Below are 18,437 nucleotides of genomic sequence, written 5' to 3' on the forward strand. Positions count from 1 at the left end.
AAATAGGGATTGTTGTACCGCAACCATCGGGTGATCACCTACTGCCCCGCACCGTCCAGCTGTTCGCGCAGGGCGGTGAGGCGGTGGAGCACGGCGTTGACGAGCATCGGCCGGTACGGGTCCCGGTCGTTGTCCATCCAGGCGGTGGCCGTCGCGGCCTCCTCCAGCAGGGCCAGCCGGGCCCGGGGCAGGTCGGCCACCAGCGGGGAGCGGACCGCGTCCAGCAGGGCGTGGACGAGCCGGTGGGCGTGGACCCGCGGGTTGACCGCGAACAGCGCGCGGTAGACCCACAGCGCGTCCTCGCCGTACAGGATCCAGTCGTCGTTCAGCAGCAGCCGCACCCGTGCCCTCAGCACCAGGTCCTCGTTCATGTCGCGTGTCCCCCTTCGCCGTTCGTGAGCTGCCTCCCGCCGCGTGCGGGCAGCACGCCGTGCGCGCCGGCCGCCCTGGGCAGGGCGGTGGGCGCGGGGTTCGCGGTGGGATGCGCACGAGTCTGCGGGCGCGGGGCGGGGCGCGGCAAGGCGGAAGAAGGGTGTGCTGCGTCCTACCGGAGCGTTGCCCTGAGCTGGCAGGATGGGGGTCGGCACCCTCCGGGCGCGGTGGCGGACGCTAGCCTGGGCGCCATGTTCGTACTGGAGTTGACGTACACCGCCGCCCTGGAGTCGATCGAGGAGGCGCTGCCGCGGCACATCGCGTGGCTCGAGGAGCACTACGCGGCGGGCACCTTCCTCGCCTCGGGGCGCAAGGTGCCGCGCGACGGCGGGGTGATCCTCGCGGTGGGCGGGGACCGGGCCCGGATCGAGGCGCTGGTGGCCACCGACCCGTTCGTGCGGGCCGGGTTGACGCAGTACCGGGTGACGGAGTTCCTCGCCACCACCACCGCCCCGGAGCTGGCGGCCCACCGCCAGCAGCTGCCCGGCTGAGGCCCTGCGCCCCCGTTGGTCCCCGTCCGTCCGTGGTGCCCCGGGCCGTTCGCGCGGTTCGGGGCACGGTCGCGTTCTGGCTACGATCGGTGAACACGGGGCGAGGACGTATCGCGAGTACCGACTTTCGGCGGGAGAAGACGGATGGCACACGCACGGGCCGGGCAGCCGGCGCAGCCCGGTGACCTGGTGGACGTGGCGCGGCTGGTGACGGCGTACTACGCGCTGAACCCGGATCCGCAGGAGCCCGGGCAGCGGGTGGCGTTCGGGACCTCGGGGCACCGGGGCTCGTCGCTGGACGGGGCCTTCAACGAGGACCACATCGCCGCGACCACGCAGGCGATCTGCGAGTACCGGGCCGAACAGGGCGTCGCGGGACCGGTGTTCCTGGGCGCGGACACCCACGCCCTCTCCGAGCCGGCCAAGGCCACCGCCCTGGAGGTGCTGGCCGCCAACGGCGTGCACGTGCTGATCGACGCCGCCGACGGCTACACCCCCACCCCGGCGGTCTCGCACGCGATCCTCGCCCACAACCGGCGCAGCCCGCGCGCGCTCGCCGACGGCATCGTGGTCACCCCCTCGCACAACCCGCCGCGCGACGGCGGCTTCAAGTACAACCCGCCCAGCGGCGGGCCGGCCGGCTCGCAGGCCACCAACCGGATCCAGGACCGCGCCAACGAGCTGATCCGCGAGGGCATGCGCGGCGTCAGGAAGGTCCCCTACGCGCGGGCGCTGGCCGCCGCCACCACCGGGCGCCACGACTACCTCACCGCCTACGTCGACGACCTGCCCTCCGTCCTGGACCTGGACGCGGTGCGGGAGGCGGGCCTGCGCATCGGCGCCGACCCGCTGGGCGGCGCGTCGGTGGCCTACTGGGCGCGCATCGCCGAGACCCACCGCCTGGACCTGACCGTCGTCAACCCGCGGACCGACCCGACCTGGCGGTTCATGACGCTGGACTGGGACGGGAAGATCCGCATGGACTGCTCCTCCCCGGCCGCGATGGCCTCCCTCATCGGCCGCAAGGACGAGTACGCCATCGCCACCGGCAACGACGCCGACGCCGACCGGCACGGCATCGTCACCCCCGACGGCGGCCTGATGAACCCCAACCACTACCTGGCGGTGGCCGTCGACTACCTCTACCGCCACCGCGCCGACTGGCCCGGCGACGCGGGCGTCGGCAAGACCCTGGTCTCCTCCTCGATGCTCGACCGCGTCGCCGCCGACCTCGGCCGCGCCCTGGTGGAGGTCCCGGTCGGCTTCAAGTGGTTCGTCGACGGCCTGCTGGAGGGCTCGATCGGCTTCGGCGGCGAGGAGAGCGCCGGCGCCTCCTTCCTGCGCCGCGACGGCGGGGTGTGGACCACCGACAAGGACGGCATCCTGCTCGCCCTGCTGGCCGCCGAGATCACCGCCGTCACCGGCGAGACCCCCAGCGCCCGCTACCGCGACCTGACCGAGCGCCACGGCGCCCCCTCCTACGCCCGGGTGGACGCCCCCGCCGACCGCGAGCAGAAGGCCCGCCTGGCCCGGCTCTCCCCGGAGCGGGTCGGCGCCGGTGAGATCGCCGGGGAGAAGATCACCGCCGTCCTCGCCAAGGCCCCCGGCAACGGCGCCCTGATCGGCGGCATCAAGGTCTGTACGGAGAACGCCTGGTTCGCGGCCCGGCCCTCGGGCACCGAGGACGTGTACAAGATCTACGCCGAGTCCTTCCACGGCGACGAGCACCTCGCCCGGGTGCAGGACGAGGCCCGCGCCCTGGTCGGCGAGGTCCTGCGGGGCTGAACCCGGTACGCCCGTGCCCCGGTCCGGCGGCCTGCCGGACCGGGGCACGGGCCTCTGCCCGGGCGCAGGTCGTCCCTCAGGCGCGGGACGGCTCCCGCCGCGGGGCCGGGGCCGCCGCGCGGGCGGCCCGCTCGTCGCGGGTGGTCGCCGCCGCGACCGCGCACGCGGCCAGCGCCAGCGCCGCCGCCGCGAACGGGAACCAGCGCCCGCCCAGCACCGCGATCGCCGCCGAGCCGGCCACGCCGCCGACCGCCGTCCCCAGGTACAGGGCGCTGCTGTTCAGCGAGATCAGCAGCGGCGCGTTGGCCGGGTCGATCGACGCCAGCCGGTGCGGCAGCGCCACCGACACCGCCCACCCGGCCAGCGGCACCACCACCGCGTAGGCCAGCGCCCCCGGCATGGTGAGCCCCAGCCAGGGCAGCGCGGTGAACGCGGCCGCGGCCACCGCCGAGCCGGTCAGCAGCACCCGCCGCACCCCGAGGCGGTCCACCAGGCGCCCGCCCAGCCAGCTGCCGGCCACCGACATCACGCCGCTGGTCAGCAGGACCAGGCTCAGCCGGTCGGCGTCGCCGCTGGTGGCGCCGGACACCGCGGTGGACAGGTAGATGTAGACGCTCTGGAAGGCGAGGAAGAACACCAGCGTGGTGGCGGCGGCGCCCAGCACCCGGCGCCGGCCCAGCGGCGCCAGGCGCGCCGCGAGGGTGGGGGCGGCGGTGGGGGCGGGCAGGTCGCGCAGCAGCGCCGCCAGGCCGGCGAAGGCGGCCACGCCCAGGGCGGTGACCAGCCACATCGTCATCCGCCAGTCGGCGCGCCCGATCCAGGTGCCCAGCGGCACCCCGAGGGCGGTGGCCACCGTCATGCCGCCGAGCACGGTGGCCAGCGCCCGGCCGCGCCGCTCGGGGGCGACCAGCGTGGTGGCCACCGCGTTGGCGGTCGGCGTGTAGAGGGCGGCGCCGGCCGCCGCCAGCACCCGGGTGGCCAGCAGCAGTTCGTAGGTGGGGGCGAGCGCGCTGAGCGCGTTGGCCGCGCTGAACACGACGAGCGCGGTCAGCAGCAGGCGCCGGCGCGGCCAGCGGGCGGTGAGCGTGGCCAGCACCGGGGCCAGCAGCGCGTAGCCGAGGGCGAAGACGGTGACCAGCTGGCCGGCGGCCGGCACCGACACCCCCAGGTCGGCGGAGATCGGGCCGAGGATGCCGGCGAAGACCATCGAGTCGGTGCCCATGGCGAAGGTGCCGAGGGCGAGCAGGAGCAGACGAACGGGCACGGGAGGGCCCCCCGGGACACAGGAACGGATTGTTGGATAAGCATGCAACAGTTTGACGCTCGTCAAACACTCGGGGATTGGTGGATGATTGTCAAACCATCTGTGTCCCCCCGGCGGCCCGAGGAGCGTGCGCCATGACCGACGACGAGCGGCTTCCCCAGCCCGCCACCGCCGACATCGACCTCGTCACCGTCCTGCACGCCCTGGGCGACCCCGTGCGCATGACCCTGCTGCTCAGCTACGCCGACGACGCCGAGCACTCCTGCGGCCCGCGCGACCTGGGCCTGGACCACCTCCACAAGTCGACCGTCTCCCACCACATGCGGGTGCTGCGCGAGGCCGGCGTCACCACCACCCGCGTCGCCGGGCGCAACCGCTTCGTCAGCCTGCGCCGCGCCGACCTCGACAGCCGCTTCCCCGGGCTGCTCGACGCGCTCCTGGCGGCCCAGGCGGCCCCCGCGCGGTAGCAGCTGGCCGGCTCTGGGTTTTCTGCTGCCGCCGCGGGCCTATGTCCGTGGTCGTACGGCGCGGCGGCGGCTCCTGCCCCCGGCGGACGCGCCCGGGCGGGGCTCGGCGGCACGGTGGACGGGCACGCCGCCCGCCGACCCGATCGCCGCAGGAGCACGCCCGTGACCAGATCCCAGCCCGGCCTCCCGTCCGGCCGTCCGCTCAGCCGTCGGGGCGTGCTCGGGGCGCTCGCCCTGGGCGCCGCCGGAGCCGTCGCCGGCGGCGGGCCCGTGCGCGCCGACGCCGTACCGGCCGACGCCGCGGGGCGGCCCTGCCTGAGCCTGCCCGCGCCCACCGGCCCCCGCCCCGTGGGCACCGCCCTGCTGTACCTGGACGACCCGGCCCGCACCGACGCCTGGGCCCCCGCGCCGCGCCCGCGCGAACTGCGCGCCCGCCTCTGGTACCCCGCCGCCCCGGGTGCCCGGGGCCCGTACGCGCCGTGGATGAGCCCCGCCGAGACCGCCCACCTGCAGGCCGACTACTTCGCTGTCCCCGGCGCCCGCCTCGCCTGGCCCGCCACCCACGCCCGCCCGGACGCGCCCGCCGACCGCACCCGCCGCCACCCCGTGGTCCTCAACTCCCACGGCTCCGGCGCCGACAGCGCCTTCAACACCGCGCTGGCCGAGGAGCTCGCCTCCCACGGCCACGTCGTCGCCGCCGTCGACCACACCTACGACGCCGGGGAGGTCGAGTTCCCCGGCCACCGCCTGGAGGTGCGCGACAAGGCCCGCGTCCAGGCGATGACCGACGCCGCGATCGTCGCCTACCGCGCCGCCGACGTGCGCTGCCTGCTCGACCGCCTGGCGGCCGGCCCGCTGCCCGCCGGCCTGGACGGCGCCCTCGACCTCGGCGCCGTCGGCATGTTCGGCCACTCCATGGGCGGCGCCACCACCGCCCACGCCCTGTACGAGGACCCGCGCATCCGCGCCGGCGCGGTCCTGGACGGCCCCCTGTTCGGCCCCGCCGCCACCGCCGACCAGACCCGCCCCCTGCTGCTGATGGCCTCCGCCTGGGACAGCCCCGCCCGCGACGCCATGTGGGACACCCTGTGGCCGCACCTGACCGGCTGGCGCCGGCGCCTGACCCTCACCCGCTCCGGCCACCTGTCCTACTGTGACCTGCAACTGCTCGTCCCCCAGGGGCAGTCCGTCTTCGCCTGGCCCGCCGACCGGCTGGAACACTTCCTCGGCACCGGCGACCCCCAGCGCGCCGTCGCCGCCCAACGCGCCTACCTCACCGCCTACTTCGGCCTCCACCTGTGCGGCATCCCCGCCCCGCTGCTGGACGCCCCCGCGCCGCAGTGGCCCGAGGTCCGCTTCGACGCGTGAACCCCCGCCGCCCGCAAGCCCGTTCGGCCCGCTGTGCGCCGCCCCGAGGCCCGGGACCGTGGCGTCTCGCGCCGAAACCGCCACCGTCGGGATCGACGGTGGCGGTGTCGGCGCGGGCGCGGGTGCGTCAGTACGGGAGCGGGCGGTTCTCCCGGGCCCACAGCTTCTCGGTCTCGCTCTGCTCCGGGGGCGGGGTGAGGCCGTCGATCATCCACAGGTTCCGCGGCGTCTCGTCGACGTGGAACTCGCAGTACAGGCCGCGGTCGGTGGTGTGGGGCGCGAGGAGGGCGGCGAGCGCCTCGCGGGTGCGCCTGCGCAGGTCCGGGTCCTCGGTGTGGCGGGCGATGTGCTCGACCACGACCCGTACGGCCGCGCCGTGCGGTTCGCCGCCGACGTGGAAGGAGTCGGCGGCGACCTCGTGGAAGAGGACCACCACGTAGAACTTCGGCAGTCCGAAGCGGGTGTAGAAGCCCGTGATGTCGGTGGAGAGCTGCTTCTTCTGCCCGGGGTCGTAGGTGCCGGGCGGGTGGTAGACGTGCCACAGGGGCATGGCGGTTCCTCCTGGTCGTCGGTCGGGTCGGGGTTTTTCGTCGGCGGTCGGGCCGGTGGTCCTGCCGGGGTGTCAGCGGCGGCCGAGGACGGCCAGGTCGTCCACGGGGCCCGACAGGGCGGCCTTCAGGGCCCGGGTGGCGTCGTCGACCAGCACCTCGTGCTCGCCGCGCTCGACGCCGTCCAGGACGGCGCGGGCCACCTCGGCGGGCGGGATCTTGTCGACCGGGACGGCCGCGACCATCTCGGTGTCCGCGAAGCCCAGGTGCACGCCGACGACCTGCGTGCGCTGGGCGGCGAGTTCCAGGCGCAGCGAGTTGGTCAGGGACCACAGCGCGGCCTTGGAGGCCCCGTAGGCCCCGGCCCCGGCGCCCCAGGACAGCAGCGAGTGGATGTCGACCAGCGCGCCGCCGCCGCGGGCGGCCAGCACCGGGGCGAAGGCCTGGGCGATGCGCAGCGGGCCGAGCACGTTGGTCTCGAAGGTGTCCCGGACCAGCGCGAGGTCGGCGCTGAGCAGCGGCGCCGGGTACAGGACGCCGGCGTTGTTGAAGACGATGTCGACGTCGTCGGCGCGGGCCGCGAGGGCGGCCACCGAGGCGTCGTCGGTGACGTCCAGCGCGAGGACCTCCACGCGCGGGTCCTCGCTGGTGTCGGGGGTGCGGGCGGTGGCGTAGACCTTCTTCGCGCCGCGGGCCAGCAGTTCCGCGGTGAACGCCCGGCCCAGGCCCCGGCGGCCTCCGGTGACCAGGGCGGTGGAGCCTTCGATCACGGTCATGGTGCATCTCCTCGCTCTCGGGGCGGCACGGGCCGTCGCCGGCGGGTGCCGCAGCATTTAGATTATTACCATCATCTAAAGGGGATGGGAAAGTGGACGCACCAAGTGGAAGCACCGACCGGACGCACCACGCGTCGTACGAGAGGGAAGGAGCCGCGGCATGCCCCGCGTGTCCCGCGCCGAGGCCGAACGCACCCGCAGCCGGGTCGTCGACCACACCGCCCGCCTGATCCGGGAGAAGGGCGCCGACCAGGTCAGCGTCCCCGAGGCGATGGCCGCCGCCGGACTCACCCACGGCGGCTTCTACCGGCACTTCGCCTCCAAGGACGACCTCCTCGCCGAGGCCCTCACCGCCGCCTTCACCGAACGGCGCGACGCCATGGAACAACTCGCCGACCAGCCGCCCGCCCGGCGCACCCCCCGCGCCGAGTTCCTCCACCGCTACCTGTCCGAACTCCACCGCGACCACCCCGGCCACGGCTGCGCCGCCGCCGCCCTCGCCGCCGACGCCGCCCGCACCGAACCCGGCACCCCGCTGCGCACCGCCTACACCGCCGGACTGCGCGACCTCGTCGACGCCCTGGCGGCCCTGCCCGAACCCGCCGAACGGCAGGAGGCGCTCGCCGACCTGTCCACCATGGTCGGAGCACTGCTGCTCGCCCGGGCGAGCCAGGACCCCGACCTGTCCGGGGAGTTCCTGGCCGCCGCCCGCCACCGCCTGGCCGTCGACGACGGGGGCGGGGACGGGGACGGAAACGGGAGCGGGGAGCCGGCGACCGCGTAGGGTCCGTACGTACGTGGACCTGGCGAAAGGACGGACCGTGCCGATCAGAGGCGTGCTCTTCGACGTCGACGACACCCTGTTCGACTACTCGGGCTCGGAACGGGCGGGCATCCTCGCCCACCTGCGCCACCTCGACCTCCTGCGCCGCGTCCCCGACCCGCAGACGGCGGTGGCGCTGTGGCGCGAGATCCTGGACGAGCAGTACGCCCGCTTCCTGGCCGGGGAACTCACCTTCACCGGCCAGCAGCGCGAACGCGTCCGCCGCTTCCTCGCCCGCCTCGGCGAGGACACCGCCGCCATGCCCGACGAGGCCGCCACCGCCTGGTTCGCCGGCTACACCGCCCACCGCGACGCCGCCTGGACCGCCTTCCCCGACGCCGCCCCCGTCCTGGCCGCCCTCGCTTCCACCCACCGGCTCGGCATCGTCTCCAACGCCCCGATGGACCAGCAGCGTCCCAAACTCCACGCCACCGGCCTGCTGCACCACTTCGCCGACACCGCCCTCGTCGGCTCCGACCGGCCCGGCGAGGCCAAACCCGCCCCCGCCATCTTCCTGACCGGCTGCGCCCGCCTGGGCCTGCCCCCGCACGAGGTCGCCTACGTCGGCGACAGGTACGACCTGGACGCCCTCGGCGCCCGGGGCGCCGGCCTGCGCCCCTTCTGGCTCGACCGCGCCGCCTCCCGCACCCCGGTCGACGACGGCATCCACGTCCTGCACACCCTGGCCGAACTGCCCGCCGCCCTGCGGACCTGAGCCGGGGCCGCCCGGTCGCGCGGGAAGTCGGCCGGGCCGACTTCCCGCGTCGCGGGGGAGTGGGCGCGCTGCGCCGCTCGCCCGGCGCGCGGGCGTCCCGGTCGGGTGCTCAGTCGTCGAGGCCGAACAGGGCGCGGCAGCCCTCGTCCAGGCCGGTGACGGTGACCGGGGTGCGGGCGTGCCCGGCCCAGGCCTCGGGGGTCAGGCGCAGGCGCTGGGAGACCACCACCCGCCCGTCCAGGACGTCGCGGTCGATGCCGTCGCCGCGGTAGCCGAGCCGGCGCGAGACGGCCAGGGAGGAGTGGTTGTCGGCGAAGGACAGCGACCTCGCCGACCGCGTCCCCAGCTCCGCGAAGGCCAGGTGGAGCATCGCGGCGCGCATCTCGGTGCCCAGGCCCTTGCCCTGGAACTCCAGGCCGAGCCAGGAGCCTGAGACGATCTCGCGCCGCACGCCGAACTCCTTGGCGCGCATGTCCTGGATGCCCACCGGGCGCCCCTCGTGGAAGGCCACCAGGTTCAGCGCCCAGTCCTGGGCGCTCCAGCGCCCCAGCCGCCGCCAGTGCAACTGCACCACGTGCCGGGCCCGTTCGGCCGGCGGCAGCTCGCCCCACGGCGTCAGGAACGGGCGCTCCTCGGGCGGGTGGACGCCGCGGGCGGCGATGTCGGCCACCTCGGCGAGTTCGTCCTCGGTGGGCAGGCGAAGCTCCAGGCGGGGCGAGGACACGCGCAGCCCCCGCAGGGGCCAGTGGTCGATGATCATCGAGCCAGTGTGCCCAGCCCGCCCGCGCCGCGCACCGCCATTTCCACCTCGCCTTCACGTCCGCCTCCGCCCCGAATCCACCTCCCGGGGGACAGCGGCGGCGACCCGACTTGACGCACCGTCACCTACAGTCGTGCGATGAGCGCACGAAGTGATACTCGGCTGGTCGGAGGACCGCCACCCCCGCACCGCCTGCCCACCCTCACCTCCCTGCGCTTCGCCGCCGCCCTCGCCGTCTTCCTCTTCCACGCCTTCCTCGTCGCCGACCCGCTGCACCCCGGTGCCCCGCTCGGCTTCTTCGCCGACCCCCGCCTCGCCGCCGCCCTCGCCCACGCCACCTCCAAGGCCGGCTACGCCGGGGTCTCGTTCTTCTTCGTCCTCAGCGGCTTCGTCCTGACCTGGTCCGCGCGCGAGCGCGAACGCCCCGCCGCGTTCTGGCGCCGGCGCCTGGCCCGGATCTACCCCAGCCACCTGGCGATGTGGGCGGCCGCCGCCCTCCTGTTCGCCTGGGCCGCCCCGGTGCGCACCTGGCTGCCCAACCTCCTGCTCGTCCACGCCTACTCGCCCGACCCGGACATCAACTCGGGGATGAACATGCCCAGTTGGTCGCTGTGCTGCGAGGCCCTGTTCTACCTGCTCTTCCCGCTCCTGCACCGCGCCGTACGGTGCCTGCCCGCACGCGCCCTGCTCCCGGCCCTGGCCGCCGCCCTGCTGGCCGCCGCGGCCGTCGCGGGAGCCGACGCGGTCCTGCTGTCCGACCGGCCCCGGATCCCCCAACTGCCCGTCTCCCTCGACCAGCTGTGGTTCGGCTACCTCTTCCCGCCGGCCCGGCTGCCGGAGTTCGTCCTCGGCATGCTGCTGGCCCGCGCCGTCGCCGCCGGCCGCGCCCCGCGCGTCCCCCTGGCCGCCGCCGCCTTCCTGGTGGCGCCCGCCTACGCGCTCGCGCTCGCCGTCCCCTCGCCCTACGACTTCGTCCTGCCGATGGTCCTGCCGCTCGCGCTGGTCATCTGCGCCGCCGCCCAGCACGACCTGCGGCGCGGCGCCGGGGACCCGCCGCCGCGCCGCCCGGCCCAGTGGCTGGGCGCCGTCTCCTTCGGCTTCTACCTCTGCCAGGGCGTCGTCCTCTTCCACGGCCGTCCCCTGCTGTTCGGCGACCGCACCTACCCCGCGCCGCTCGCCGCCCTGCTGACCGTCGCCGCCTTCGGCGCGACCCTGGCCGCCGGGGCCCTCAGCCACGCCCTGGTCGAGCGCCCCGCGGTACGGCGCCTCGCCGGCCGGGCGGCGGGAGCCGGCTGAGGGACGGCGGTACGGGCGAGGGGCGCGCCGTTCAGTCCGTCGGCCAGGCCCGTAGGTCGGCCAGGGTGAGTGTCCGGAAGCGGCCTTCGCCGTCCCCCATGGCGAACAGCTGGAACTGCTCGGGGTCCGACCAGGGGAGCCGCGCGGCGATCCGGGCGAAGTCGGCGAACGGCAGGTGGTTCAGGGCGCCGCCGTAGAGGTGGGGAGGCCGCTTCGTGCCGCCCCAGGGGTGGTCCTCGGTGGAGATGTTCCGCAGGTTCCAGCGGCCGGGCAGGTCGGGGCTCAGCGGGGCGAGGCGTGCGTTGAGCTCGGCGACGACGTCGTCGTCGTCCGCCCAGCCGCCGGGGCTGAGCAGGATGGTCGTGATCGCTGACATGCCCCCATGATGGCCGGGGCCGCGCCGGGGCCTGCGGCCGGGTACTCCGGCGGACGGGCCGTCAGCGGCCGGTGGCGGGGCGGTCGGGGGCGTCGAGGGCGGCGACCTCGCGCACCGCGTCGGCGATGGCGCGGAAGTCCTTCTTCAGGATCGCGCCGTGGTTGCTGGGCACCTTCGCGCTGATCCGGATGTGCGGGTTGCGCGCGGTGACCGCCGGCAGGGCCGCGCGGATCAGCTCCTGCTCGTCGCCCTTGCTGCCCAGCGAGGTCCCCGAGGCGATCACGTACCGGGTCGGGACGGTGATGGCGTCCAGCACCGGGCCCAGGGCGGCGGCGCTGCCGATCCTGCCGAGTTCGATGTTGGACTCCGACATCTGCCGGTGGGTCATCCGCGGGGTCAGGCCGGTGGGGCGGGCCAGCGCCATGAGCGGCGCCCACCGCCGGAACTGCGTGCGGATGCGCCGCTCCAGCTCCTCGGTCAGCCAGTCGTAGGGCAGCGCGCCGTCCACCAGGACCGCGCCGACGGCGCGGCCCGGGTTGCGCGAGGCCCAGTGCGCGGCGACGAACGCCCCGTAGGACCAGCCCACCAGCAGCGCCCGCCGCACGCCGCGGGCCGCGAGGACGGCGTCGACGTCCCGGACGGCGGCCTCGAAGGAGTAGTCCGCGGAGCGCTTCGACGTCCGGCCGCGGGCCCGCTCGTCGTAGGTGATGTGCCGCAGGCCGGGGCCGAGGTCGGCGAGGACGCGCCGCCAGTAGCCCTGGGTGGCGAACTGGCCGTTGAGGTAGAGCACGGGCAGGCCGGGGCCGCCGGTGTCGGTGGCGGCCAGGGCGGTGTCGTCGACCGGCACCAGGCCGGTCCACGGGGCGGGTCCGGTCGCGGGCGCGGTGCTGTTCGTCATGGTGTCCCCCTTGGACGGGTGTCGGGCCCCGGGACGGGGTCAGAGGCTGCGGGCGGTGATGTCGCCGTGGGAGGTGGTGGCGCGGATGTCGAGCACGGTGGCGCCCTCGTTGCGCAGGGAGTTGGCGACGCGGCCGTGGCCGGTGCCGGCGTCCAGGGCGGCGCAGACCCCGGCGGCGGCGCCGACGGTGATGCTCCCGGACTGGGTGCTCAGCTCGACGGTGCCCCGGTGGGCCTCGGTGACGCGGATGTCGCCCCGGGTGGTGCTGATCCGGGCGGGCCCGCCGAGGCGGCCGACCTCGACGTCGCCGTCGACGGCGCTCAGGTGCAGGCTCGCCGCCTCGTCGACCTTGGTGTGGCGGTACGCGCCGTCGAAGGCGACGTCGCCCAGGCGGCCGACGACGCGCAGTTCGGCGGCCGCGGCCTTGCCCCGTACGGCGGAGCCGGCCGGCAGCTGGACGGTGACCTCCAGGGAGCCGGTGGGGCCGAGGAGCTGGCTTCCGGGCGCGGAGGTGACGATCCGCAGGACGCCGTCCTCGTAGGTGACGGCGGTCTGCTCGGCGGCCCGGACGTCGCGGCCCTTGCCGGGCTCGGCGGCCCGGACCTCGACGGTGGTGTCGACGCGCTCGGCGGCGATGAACCGCACGCGCCCGCCGGGGATGTCCAGGACGACGGTGACCGGGGCGGGGGTGGCGAACTTCTGCATGCTGCGCTCCTGTGCGGTTTCGTTCCATCGGTGTTTCCGACATTAGAAACGCTACGTTGCTTTCAAGATCTCGGCAACTAGTTCGTTGCGTCAAAGTGGCGTCATCGCAGGTGGATGGCGAGAAACTGTTGCAACGGACGCACGGGTAACGCAACGGACGCCACCCCGATCATTGCAATGGTCTGAAGGTGAACGCTAAGGTGGGGGCCGACCGGGAACCACCCGGCCGACCGGGAACCACCCGGCCACCACCACCGAGGAGAACGCGATGCCGGGAGGCAGGCTCACCCAGCAGGAACGCCGGCAGATCGCCCTGGGGCTGGCCGACAGCCTCCCCTACGCCGAGATCGCCCGACGCCTGGAACGTCCCACCTCGACCGTCACCCGCGAGGTCATGCGCAACGGCGGCCCCGTCGCCTACCGCGCCGACCTCGCCCACCGCGCCACCGAACACCGCGCCCAGCGCCGCCGCCCCGCCCCCACGGCCGGCCCACGGCCCGGCACCCACCCCCACGGCCGCGACGACGAGGCCGTGGCCGCCTACGAGGAACAGCTCACCACCGTCCTCATGGGCTCCGGCCTCAACCGGATGGGCGCCCGCGTGGTCACCTGCCTGTCCACCACCGACGCCGGCAGCCTCACCGCCGCCGAACTCGCCCAACGCCTCCAGGTCAGCCCCGCCTCCATCTCCAAGGCGATCGCCTTCCTGGAGAGCCAGAGCCTGGTACGCCGCGAACGCGACGAACGCCGCCGCGACCGCTACATCGTCGACGACGAGCTCTACTACCAGGCCGTCATCGCCAGCGCCCGCGCCAACGACAGGGTCATCGAGACCGCCCGCCAGGGCGTCGCCGTCCTCGGCCCCGGCACCCCCGCCGCCGTCCGCCTGGAGAACATCGCCCGCTTCCTCGACTTCATCAGCGAAAGCATCGTCCGCGCCGCCGAACAGGCCCGCGAAGTCCTCCACACCAAACCCGCGACTGTTATCAAGGGCGAGGCCTCGGAGTAGGAAGTCGGCCCCGCCGACTTCCTACTCCGAGGCCGTGACGGTCAGGCCGCCCGGCGCAGCGCGGCCTTCTCGATCGTCCGCACCCGCCGCCACGTGTACACCCACGCGTCGATGTCCCGCACCCCGCAGATCTGCAGGAAGTGCCGCACCTTCTCCATCTGCGGAAGGGACGTCGCGTTGAGCATGTCGGAGATCGTGCTGCGCCGCAGGACCTTGCCGTAGGCCGTCTGCCGCTGCTGGTGCAGCCGCGCGCTGCGCTCCTCCAGTCGGCGCAGCGACGGCTCGCCGGCCCAGACCCTGACGTCCTCCAGGCCCGCGACGAACTCCTTCACGGTGGAGAACAGCACGGGATCGGGTTCGCCTGCGGCCGGGACCGGGACGCGCCAGTCGGGGGCGGGCGGCGTCTTGGCGGACGTCTGCGTACGGGGGCGGAGTTCCGCCATCGCTTCCCCGTGAAGAAGCAGCGCGCGCCGGTGGGTGTGATCACCCACCTCCATTGCTTTCAGCAGCGCTCTCATCTTCTCCTCTGTAGGCAGAAGACGTCCCCGGATGATCTCGTGCACGGTGGAGGGGCCCAGGCCGGTTCCGTGTGAGAGATCTTCGAGGGACCGCACGGGTGCGAGGCGGTGGAGTCTTTGCAGTTCGTAGATGAACTCCTCGCGTGCGGTCATCGCCGCCCCCGCACGGCCGTGCCGGAGGCCTCGACGGCGGCGGTGACGATGACGGTCACCAGCGCCTCGACGGCGTACCCGAGGACGATCAGGGCGATGACGCCGGCCAGGGCGACCGCGAGGAACGCCGCGGACAGCGCGGCCCGCCGCAGGCCGGAGCCCTCGGCGGGCGGGGTGGCGGGCGGCGGCGTGCGCCGCACCGCGCATCGGAGTTCGAGCAGCACAGTGGTCCCTTCTGAACCCTCAACCCGGACGTGGGGATTGCCGTCCCCTGGGCCACCCGACGGGTGGTTGGGCCAGATCATGCGCGGGCCGCGAGGCGCCGCGCAAGTTCCGGCCAGCGGCGGCAACCGGGCATCGCAGGCGGTGACTTGACCCGTCTTCGGGACGCGTTCGGACACCGCCGCCGCGCCGCCGGCGCGCACGTGTCCGAAGCCGTCCGAGACCGTCCGGGCGCCCTCGGGCAGGTCGCCGGGATCGCGCCTGCTCGGGGCGGTCCGGCGTCCGGGAGTGTCCGAAGCCGTCCGACCGGCTTGGTCGCGGCGCCGCCGGCTGCCACAGTGCAACCCGAGAGCCCTTCCCCTCAACCCGGACGGTCTCCCCGGGCGGAGCGCTGTTGCCGCAGCCCCGCCGTGACGCGGATCACATCGGAGAAGGCCTGTCCCCGTCCCGGGAGCAGGCCTTCTCCTCGTCCCCGCCCACCGGTCAGGGCGTCAGGAGCAGCCGCCCGCGCAGGCCTCCGGCCTCCAGGCGGTGGTGGGCGTCGGCGGCGCGGTCCAGGGGGAGGGTGTCGGCGACCCGCAGGGTGAGGCGGCCGTCGGCGGCGAGGTCGGACAGGCGGGCCAGTGCCGGGCCGTCGGCGGTGATCCACACGTTGGCGACCCGGATGCCGCGCAGGGGCACCGGGGCGCTGCCGGCCGCGACCGCGACGAAGGCGCCGCGGCCGCGCACCGCGCCCAGGGCCCGTACGCCCAGCAGAGCGGCGTCGACGGCGCCGTCGACCCCGCCGGGCACCGACTCCCGTACGGCGGCGGCCACGTCGGGTGCCGTACGCGGCACGAACCACTCGGCGCCCAGGTCGCGCACCAGCGGCTCGTCGTCCTGTCCGGCGAGCGCGACCACCCGCAGGCCGCGCAGGGCGGCCAGTTCGACGGCGAAGCCGCCGACGCCGCCCGCCGCGCCGGTGACCAGGACGGTGGAGCCGGCCGGCAGGTCGAGCAGGTCCAGGGCCTGTAGCGCGGTGAGGCCGTTGAGCGGCAGGGTCGCGGCCTGGGCGAGGGTGGCGCCGGCCGGGGCGGGGGCGAGGGCGTCCGCGTCCAGGACGACGTGCTCGGCGTAGGTGCCGAGGTCGGTGTCCAGGCGGTCGCGCAGGCCCACCACCCGCTGGCCGAGCGAGAATTCGGTCACCTCCGGTCCCACCGCGTCCACCGTCCCGGCCACGTCCCAGCCGATGCCGGTCACCGCGCGCGGGGCCATCAGCCCGGCCCCGGCGAGCACCCCGGAGCGGGTGACCGCGTCCACCGGGTTGACCCCGGCCGCCGCCACCCGCACCCGCACCTGCCCGCGGCCAGGCCGCGGCAGCGCCACCTCCACCAGCTCCAGCACCTCGGGACCGCCGAACTCCCGCACCACCACGGCACGCATCACGACACCCACCCCTCACGAATCGGCAACTCCACCCAACCTAAGGAGAGTTACTCTCCATGGGGAAGGACGCACCCGAAGGTGCGTACCGCACGGAAAGGAGAGTGGGCCGATGCCCACCACGACCGCCGCCCGGCGCCGCGCCGCCGAGGCCGCCGCCTACGACGCCTACCTCGCCTGGTGCCCGGCCCGCCAACTCCTGGACCGGATCGGCGACAAGTGGGTCAGCCTGCTCGTCTCCGCCCTCGCCGACGGGCCGCTGCGCTACAGCGACCTGCGCCGGCGCCTGGCCGGGGTGAGCGAGAAGATGCTCACCCAGACCCTGCGCGCCCTGGAACGCGACGGCCTGGTCAGCCGCACCGTCACCGCCGGGGTGCCCGCCCGCGTCGACTACGAGCTCACCGGGCTCGGGCGCGACCTGCTGCCGCTCGTCCGGCAGATCAAGGACTGGGCGGAGAGCCACATGCCCCAGGTGCTGGCGGCCCGCGCCGCGTACGACGAGGACCACCGGACACCGGACTGACCCGGGGGGACCGGGGACGGTCCGGGCGCAACCTCCGGCGGGGCGGCTCGTTGGGCGTACGGGTCGAACCGACCGGCCGGGGGCGGCAGTACGCCCCGGCCCTGACGGATGGGGACGTTCATGACCGACACCGACACCGCCGCGGACTCCGCGGTCCGCAGCGGCAGCCCGGACTCCGCGGTGGACCGGGTCGCCGACTTCTACGGTGCCTACGTCGACGCCGTCTCCGACGGCACCGACGACCTGGGCACCGAACTGCGCGCCCACTACCTCACCGAGGACTTCCGACAGCGGCTGGCGGCCTGGGAGGAGGCCAACCACGCCGACGGCGTGCTGCGCGCCCAGGACGTGCCCACCCGTTGGGAGGTGCGCTACCACGACTCCGGCGCCGGGCACCTGTTCACCACCGTCACGCTGACCTGGGGCACCGGCCCCGACGCCGGGCACACCCGGCTGGCGGTGCAGAGCGACCTGGGCACCAAGCTGATCTCGGACATCGAGGAGGGCTGACCCGCCGTCACGCCGCCCCCGGGGGTCACGCCAGGGCTGCGGCCAGGCGCTCGGGCAGGGTGGCGTACGGGCGGCACTCGACCACGGGCAGCGCGTGGGCGCGGGCCTGGTCGGCGAGCCAGGTGCTGTAGCGGGCGCTGACGGCGGCGCGTTCGGGCTGCGGGCCGCTGTCGGGCTCGCGGTCGGCGTAGTTGGCGCCGATGCTCCGCGGGTCGTCCTCGTGCAGGAAGACCGCGCGCACCCGCCGGCCCTGCTCGGCGGCCTCGGCGGCGGCGCGGGCGGCGGCGGCCGGGGTGAGGTAGTCGCCCTCCACGATCGCGGGCACGTCCACGGTGAGCCGGTTGCGCACGACGCCGAGCAGCGCGTCGTCCAGGGCGCGGGCGGTGGCGATCTGGAGTTCCAGGACGCGGTCGGCGCCCAGCGCGTCCGGGTCGGGCACGGCGGAGAAGTGGTGCAGGCCGGGGTGGCTGTCCGCGCTGGTGGCGGCCTGGAGGGCGGCCACGACGTCGTCGAACTCGACGACGAACGCGCCGTGTCGAACGCGCAGGAGGTCGGCGGCGCGGCTCTTGCCGAGGCCGGAGGCCCCGCCGATCAGCAGGACGTCCCACGGGATTTCGTCGGTATGCATACCGGCACGGTAAGCGGTCCGGGGTGCGGGTGGGCTCCGGGGGGTGGGGGAGGCGGCCGAGGGCGCGCCTCCCGGCCCGGCCCCCGGCGCCCGGAAGCCGGCCCCGGCCCGGTCCGTGGTCCGCCGCCCGCACCCCCGGTGCGGGCGGCGGCAGCGAACGGCCGGCAGCGGACGGGCCCGTACGGCGGCGTCCGGGTCCGGTCAGGCGCTGTCGCGGCGGGCGGAGCGGCGCACCGCCCAGGGCAGGCCGAACCACAGCACGGCGAAGATCACCGCGATGCCGCAGGTGATCGGCACCGCGAGCGCCGTGCCGAGGACGACGTCCAGGACCAGCAGCACGGCGCCGGTCAGCGCGGAGGCGAGCAGCAGCAGGCCCACCTGGGCGACGCGGATGGAGACGGCGACGATCCGCTCCTTGCCCGGGTGGCGGTACAGCCCGCGGTGCAGGGCGACGGGGGTGGCCAGGACGGCCGCGGCGACGACCGACAGCAGCAGGGTGGTGACGTAGACGTCCTGCTGGGCGTCGGTGAGCTGGGCGAAGCGCGGGGTGAAGGCGACGCCGAGCAGGAACGCGAAGACGATCTGCACGCCGGTCTGGAGCACCCGCAGCTCCTGCAGCATCGCCACCAGGCGCCGGTCGGCGCGCACGGCCGGGTTCCCCCAGCCGGGCGGGGGAGCGGAGTCGGACCGGTGGCCGGGCGAGGGGGAGTCCGGGGGAGGTGCACTGGTCATGCGTCAGCTTCCCACG

At 75.1% G+C, this 18,437-nt stretch carries 23 protein-coding genes; 10 read left to right on the plus strand and 13 right to left on the minus strand.

Annotation, left to right across the window (positions count from 1 at the left end):
- Positions 1 to 38: 38 nt before the first annotated feature.
- Complete coding sequence (locus ACFY4B_RS18595; protein ID WP_387968905.1) at positions 39 to 371, minus strand: hypothetical protein; 333 nt, start codon at positions 369 to 371, stop codon at positions 39 to 41.
- A 252-nt stretch (positions 372 to 623) separates the two neighbouring features.
- Here ACFY4B_RS18595 and ACFY4B_RS18600 point away from each other — a divergent pair, with 252 nt between their 5' ends.
- On the plus strand, positions 624 to 923 hold the full coding sequence (locus ACFY4B_RS18600) for a YciI family protein (protein ID WP_117485380.1): 300 nt from the start codon (positions 624 to 626) through the stop codon (positions 921 to 923).
- A 144-nt stretch (positions 924 to 1,067) separates the two neighbouring features.
- Entirely contained in the window at positions 1,068 to 2,708 is a 1,641-nt protein-coding gene (gene pgm / locus ACFY4B_RS18605; RefSeq protein ID WP_387968908.1) for a phosphoglucomutase (alpha-D-glucose-1,6-bisphosphate-dependent), read from the plus strand.
- A gap of 76 nt (positions 2,709 to 2,784) precedes the next feature.
- Here the strand turns inward: pgm and ACFY4B_RS18610 are convergent, their stop codons facing one another.
- Positions 2,785 to 3,972: an MFS transporter gene (locus ACFY4B_RS18610; RefSeq protein ID WP_387968910.1), complete on the minus strand. Its 1,188-nt coding sequence runs from the start codon at positions 3,970 to 3,972 to the stop codon at positions 2,785 to 2,787.
- A 134-nt stretch (positions 3,973 to 4,106) separates the two neighbouring features.
- Between ACFY4B_RS18610 and ACFY4B_RS18615 the strand changes: the two genes are divergently transcribed.
- Entirely contained in the window at positions 4,107 to 4,439 is a 333-nt protein-coding gene (locus ACFY4B_RS18615; RefSeq protein WP_049661305.1) for a helix-turn-helix transcriptional regulator, read from the plus strand.
- 162 nt (positions 4,440 to 4,601) lie between these two features.
- Entirely contained in the window at positions 4,602 to 5,807 is a 1,206-nt protein-coding gene (locus ACFY4B_RS18620; protein WP_387968913.1) for an alpha/beta hydrolase family protein, read from the plus strand.
- A gap of 127 nt (positions 5,808 to 5,934) precedes the next feature.
- Here the strand turns inward: ACFY4B_RS18620 and ACFY4B_RS18625 are convergent, their stop codons facing one another.
- Complete coding sequence (locus ACFY4B_RS18625) at positions 5,935 to 6,357, minus strand: tautomerase family protein (protein ID WP_049655321.1); 423 nt, start codon at positions 6,355 to 6,357, stop codon at positions 5,935 to 5,937.
- 72 nt (positions 6,358 to 6,429) lie between these two features.
- Positions 6,430 to 7,131, minus strand: coding sequence for an SDR family oxidoreductase (locus tag ACFY4B_RS18630; protein ID WP_049655318.1), 702 nt, complete (start codon positions 7,129 to 7,131; stop codon positions 6,430 to 6,432).
- A 160-nt stretch (positions 7,132 to 7,291) separates the two neighbouring features.
- Between ACFY4B_RS18630 and ACFY4B_RS18635 the strand changes: the two genes are divergently transcribed.
- Both ACFY4B_RS18635 and ACFY4B_RS18640 read left to right on the plus strand, forming a co-directional pair.
- The gene (locus ACFY4B_RS18635) at positions 7,292 to 7,915 is read left to right on the plus strand and encodes a TetR/AcrR family transcriptional regulator (protein ID WP_387968916.1); all 624 of its coding nucleotides are present in this window, start codon (positions 7,292 to 7,294) and stop codon (positions 7,913 to 7,915) included.
- Positions 7,916 to 7,952: 37 nt separating this feature from the next.
- Positions 7,953 to 8,669: an HAD family hydrolase gene (locus ACFY4B_RS18640; protein ID WP_387968919.1), complete on the plus strand. Its 717-nt coding sequence runs from the start codon at positions 7,953 to 7,955 to the stop codon at positions 8,667 to 8,669.
- 109 nt (positions 8,670 to 8,778) lie between these two features.
- On the opposite strand, the gene ACFY4B_RS18645 is transcribed toward ACFY4B_RS18640, so the two are convergent.
- Positions 8,779 to 9,429, minus strand: a complete 651-nt coding sequence (locus tag ACFY4B_RS18645) for a GNAT family N-acetyltransferase (protein ID WP_387968922.1) — start codon at positions 9,427 to 9,429, stop codon at positions 8,779 to 8,781.
- A gap of 138 nt (positions 9,430 to 9,567) precedes the next feature.
- Between ACFY4B_RS18645 and ACFY4B_RS18650 the strand changes: the two genes are divergently transcribed.
- Positions 9,568 to 10,725 carry an acyltransferase family protein gene (locus tag ACFY4B_RS18650; protein WP_387968925.1) on the plus strand — a complete coding sequence of 386 codons (1,158 nt, stop codon included), beginning with the start codon at positions 9,568 to 9,570 and terminating at the stop codon, positions 10,723 to 10,725.
- Between the two features lie 31 nt (positions 10,726 to 10,756).
- Here the strand turns inward: ACFY4B_RS18650 and ACFY4B_RS18655 are convergent, their stop codons facing one another.
- From ACFY4B_RS18655 to ACFY4B_RS18665, 3 genes are all read right to left on the minus strand, one after another.
- Positions 10,757 to 11,101, minus strand: a complete 345-nt coding sequence (locus ACFY4B_RS18655; protein WP_387968928.1) for a hypothetical protein — start codon at positions 11,099 to 11,101, stop codon at positions 10,757 to 10,759.
- 61 nt (positions 11,102 to 11,162) lie between these two features.
- The gene (locus ACFY4B_RS18660) at positions 11,163 to 11,999 is read right to left on the minus strand and encodes an alpha/beta fold hydrolase (RefSeq protein WP_387968931.1); all 837 of its coding nucleotides are present in this window, start codon (positions 11,997 to 11,999) and stop codon (positions 11,163 to 11,165) included.
- A gap of 39 nt (positions 12,000 to 12,038) precedes the next feature.
- Entirely contained in the window at positions 12,039 to 12,704 is a 666-nt protein-coding gene (locus tag ACFY4B_RS18665; RefSeq protein WP_387968934.1) for a DUF4097 family beta strand repeat-containing protein, read from the minus strand.
- A 268-nt stretch (positions 12,705 to 12,972) separates the two neighbouring features.
- Here ACFY4B_RS18665 and ACFY4B_RS18670 point away from each other — a divergent pair, with 268 nt between their 5' ends.
- Positions 12,973 to 13,713 (plus strand): helix-turn-helix domain-containing protein, encoded by a 741-nt coding sequence (locus ACFY4B_RS18670; RefSeq protein ID WP_375874245.1) that lies wholly within the window; start codon positions 12,973 to 12,975, stop codon positions 13,711 to 13,713.
- Between the two features lie 41 nt (positions 13,714 to 13,754).
- Here ACFY4B_RS18670 and ACFY4B_RS18675 read toward each other — a convergent pair whose 3' ends face one another.
- The 3 genes from ACFY4B_RS18675 to ACFY4B_RS18685 form a co-directional block, all read right to left on the minus strand.
- Positions 13,755 to 14,156 (minus strand): hypothetical protein, encoded by a 402-nt coding sequence (locus ACFY4B_RS18675; RefSeq protein ID WP_387968937.1) that lies wholly within the window; start codon positions 14,154 to 14,156, stop codon positions 13,755 to 13,757.
- A gap of 224 nt (positions 14,157 to 14,380) precedes the next feature.
- Positions 14,381 to 14,608: a hypothetical protein gene (locus ACFY4B_RS18680; protein ID WP_387820776.1), complete on the minus strand. Its 228-nt coding sequence runs from the start codon at positions 14,606 to 14,608 to the stop codon at positions 14,381 to 14,383.
- A 481-nt stretch (positions 14,609 to 15,089) separates the two neighbouring features.
- Positions 15,090 to 16,028: an NADP-dependent oxidoreductase gene (locus ACFY4B_RS18685; RefSeq protein ID WP_387969305.1), complete on the minus strand. Its 939-nt coding sequence runs from the start codon at positions 16,026 to 16,028 to the stop codon at positions 15,090 to 15,092.
- A gap of 112 nt (positions 16,029 to 16,140) precedes the next feature.
- Here ACFY4B_RS18685 and ACFY4B_RS18690 point away from each other — a divergent pair, with 112 nt between their 5' ends.
- Complete coding sequence (locus ACFY4B_RS18690) at positions 16,141 to 16,551, plus strand: helix-turn-helix domain-containing protein (RefSeq protein WP_049660434.1); 411 nt, start codon at positions 16,141 to 16,143, stop codon at positions 16,549 to 16,551.
- Positions 16,552 to 16,671: 120 nt separating this feature from the next.
- Complete coding sequence (locus ACFY4B_RS18695; protein WP_074006307.1) at positions 16,672 to 17,061, plus strand: hypothetical protein; 390 nt, start codon at positions 16,672 to 16,674, stop codon at positions 17,059 to 17,061.
- A gap of 25 nt (positions 17,062 to 17,086) precedes the next feature.
- On the opposite strand, the gene ACFY4B_RS18700 is transcribed toward ACFY4B_RS18695, so the two are convergent.
- Both ACFY4B_RS18700 and ACFY4B_RS18705 read right to left on the minus strand, forming a co-directional pair.
- Entirely contained in the window at positions 17,087 to 17,689 is a 603-nt protein-coding gene (locus tag ACFY4B_RS18700; protein WP_074006308.1) for an AAA family ATPase, read from the minus strand.
- 201 nt (positions 17,690 to 17,890) lie between these two features.
- Positions 17,891 to 18,421 carry a DUF6328 family protein gene (locus ACFY4B_RS18705; RefSeq protein ID WP_387968940.1) on the minus strand — a complete coding sequence of 177 codons (531 nt, stop codon included), beginning with the start codon at positions 18,419 to 18,421 and terminating at the stop codon, positions 17,891 to 17,893.
- Positions 18,422 to 18,437 lie beyond the last annotated feature (16 nt).

Source organism: Kitasatospora sp. NPDC001261 (assembly GCF_042896795.1).
Classification (GTDB): Bacteria; Actinomycetota; Actinomycetes; order Streptomycetales; family Streptomycetaceae; genus Kitasatospora.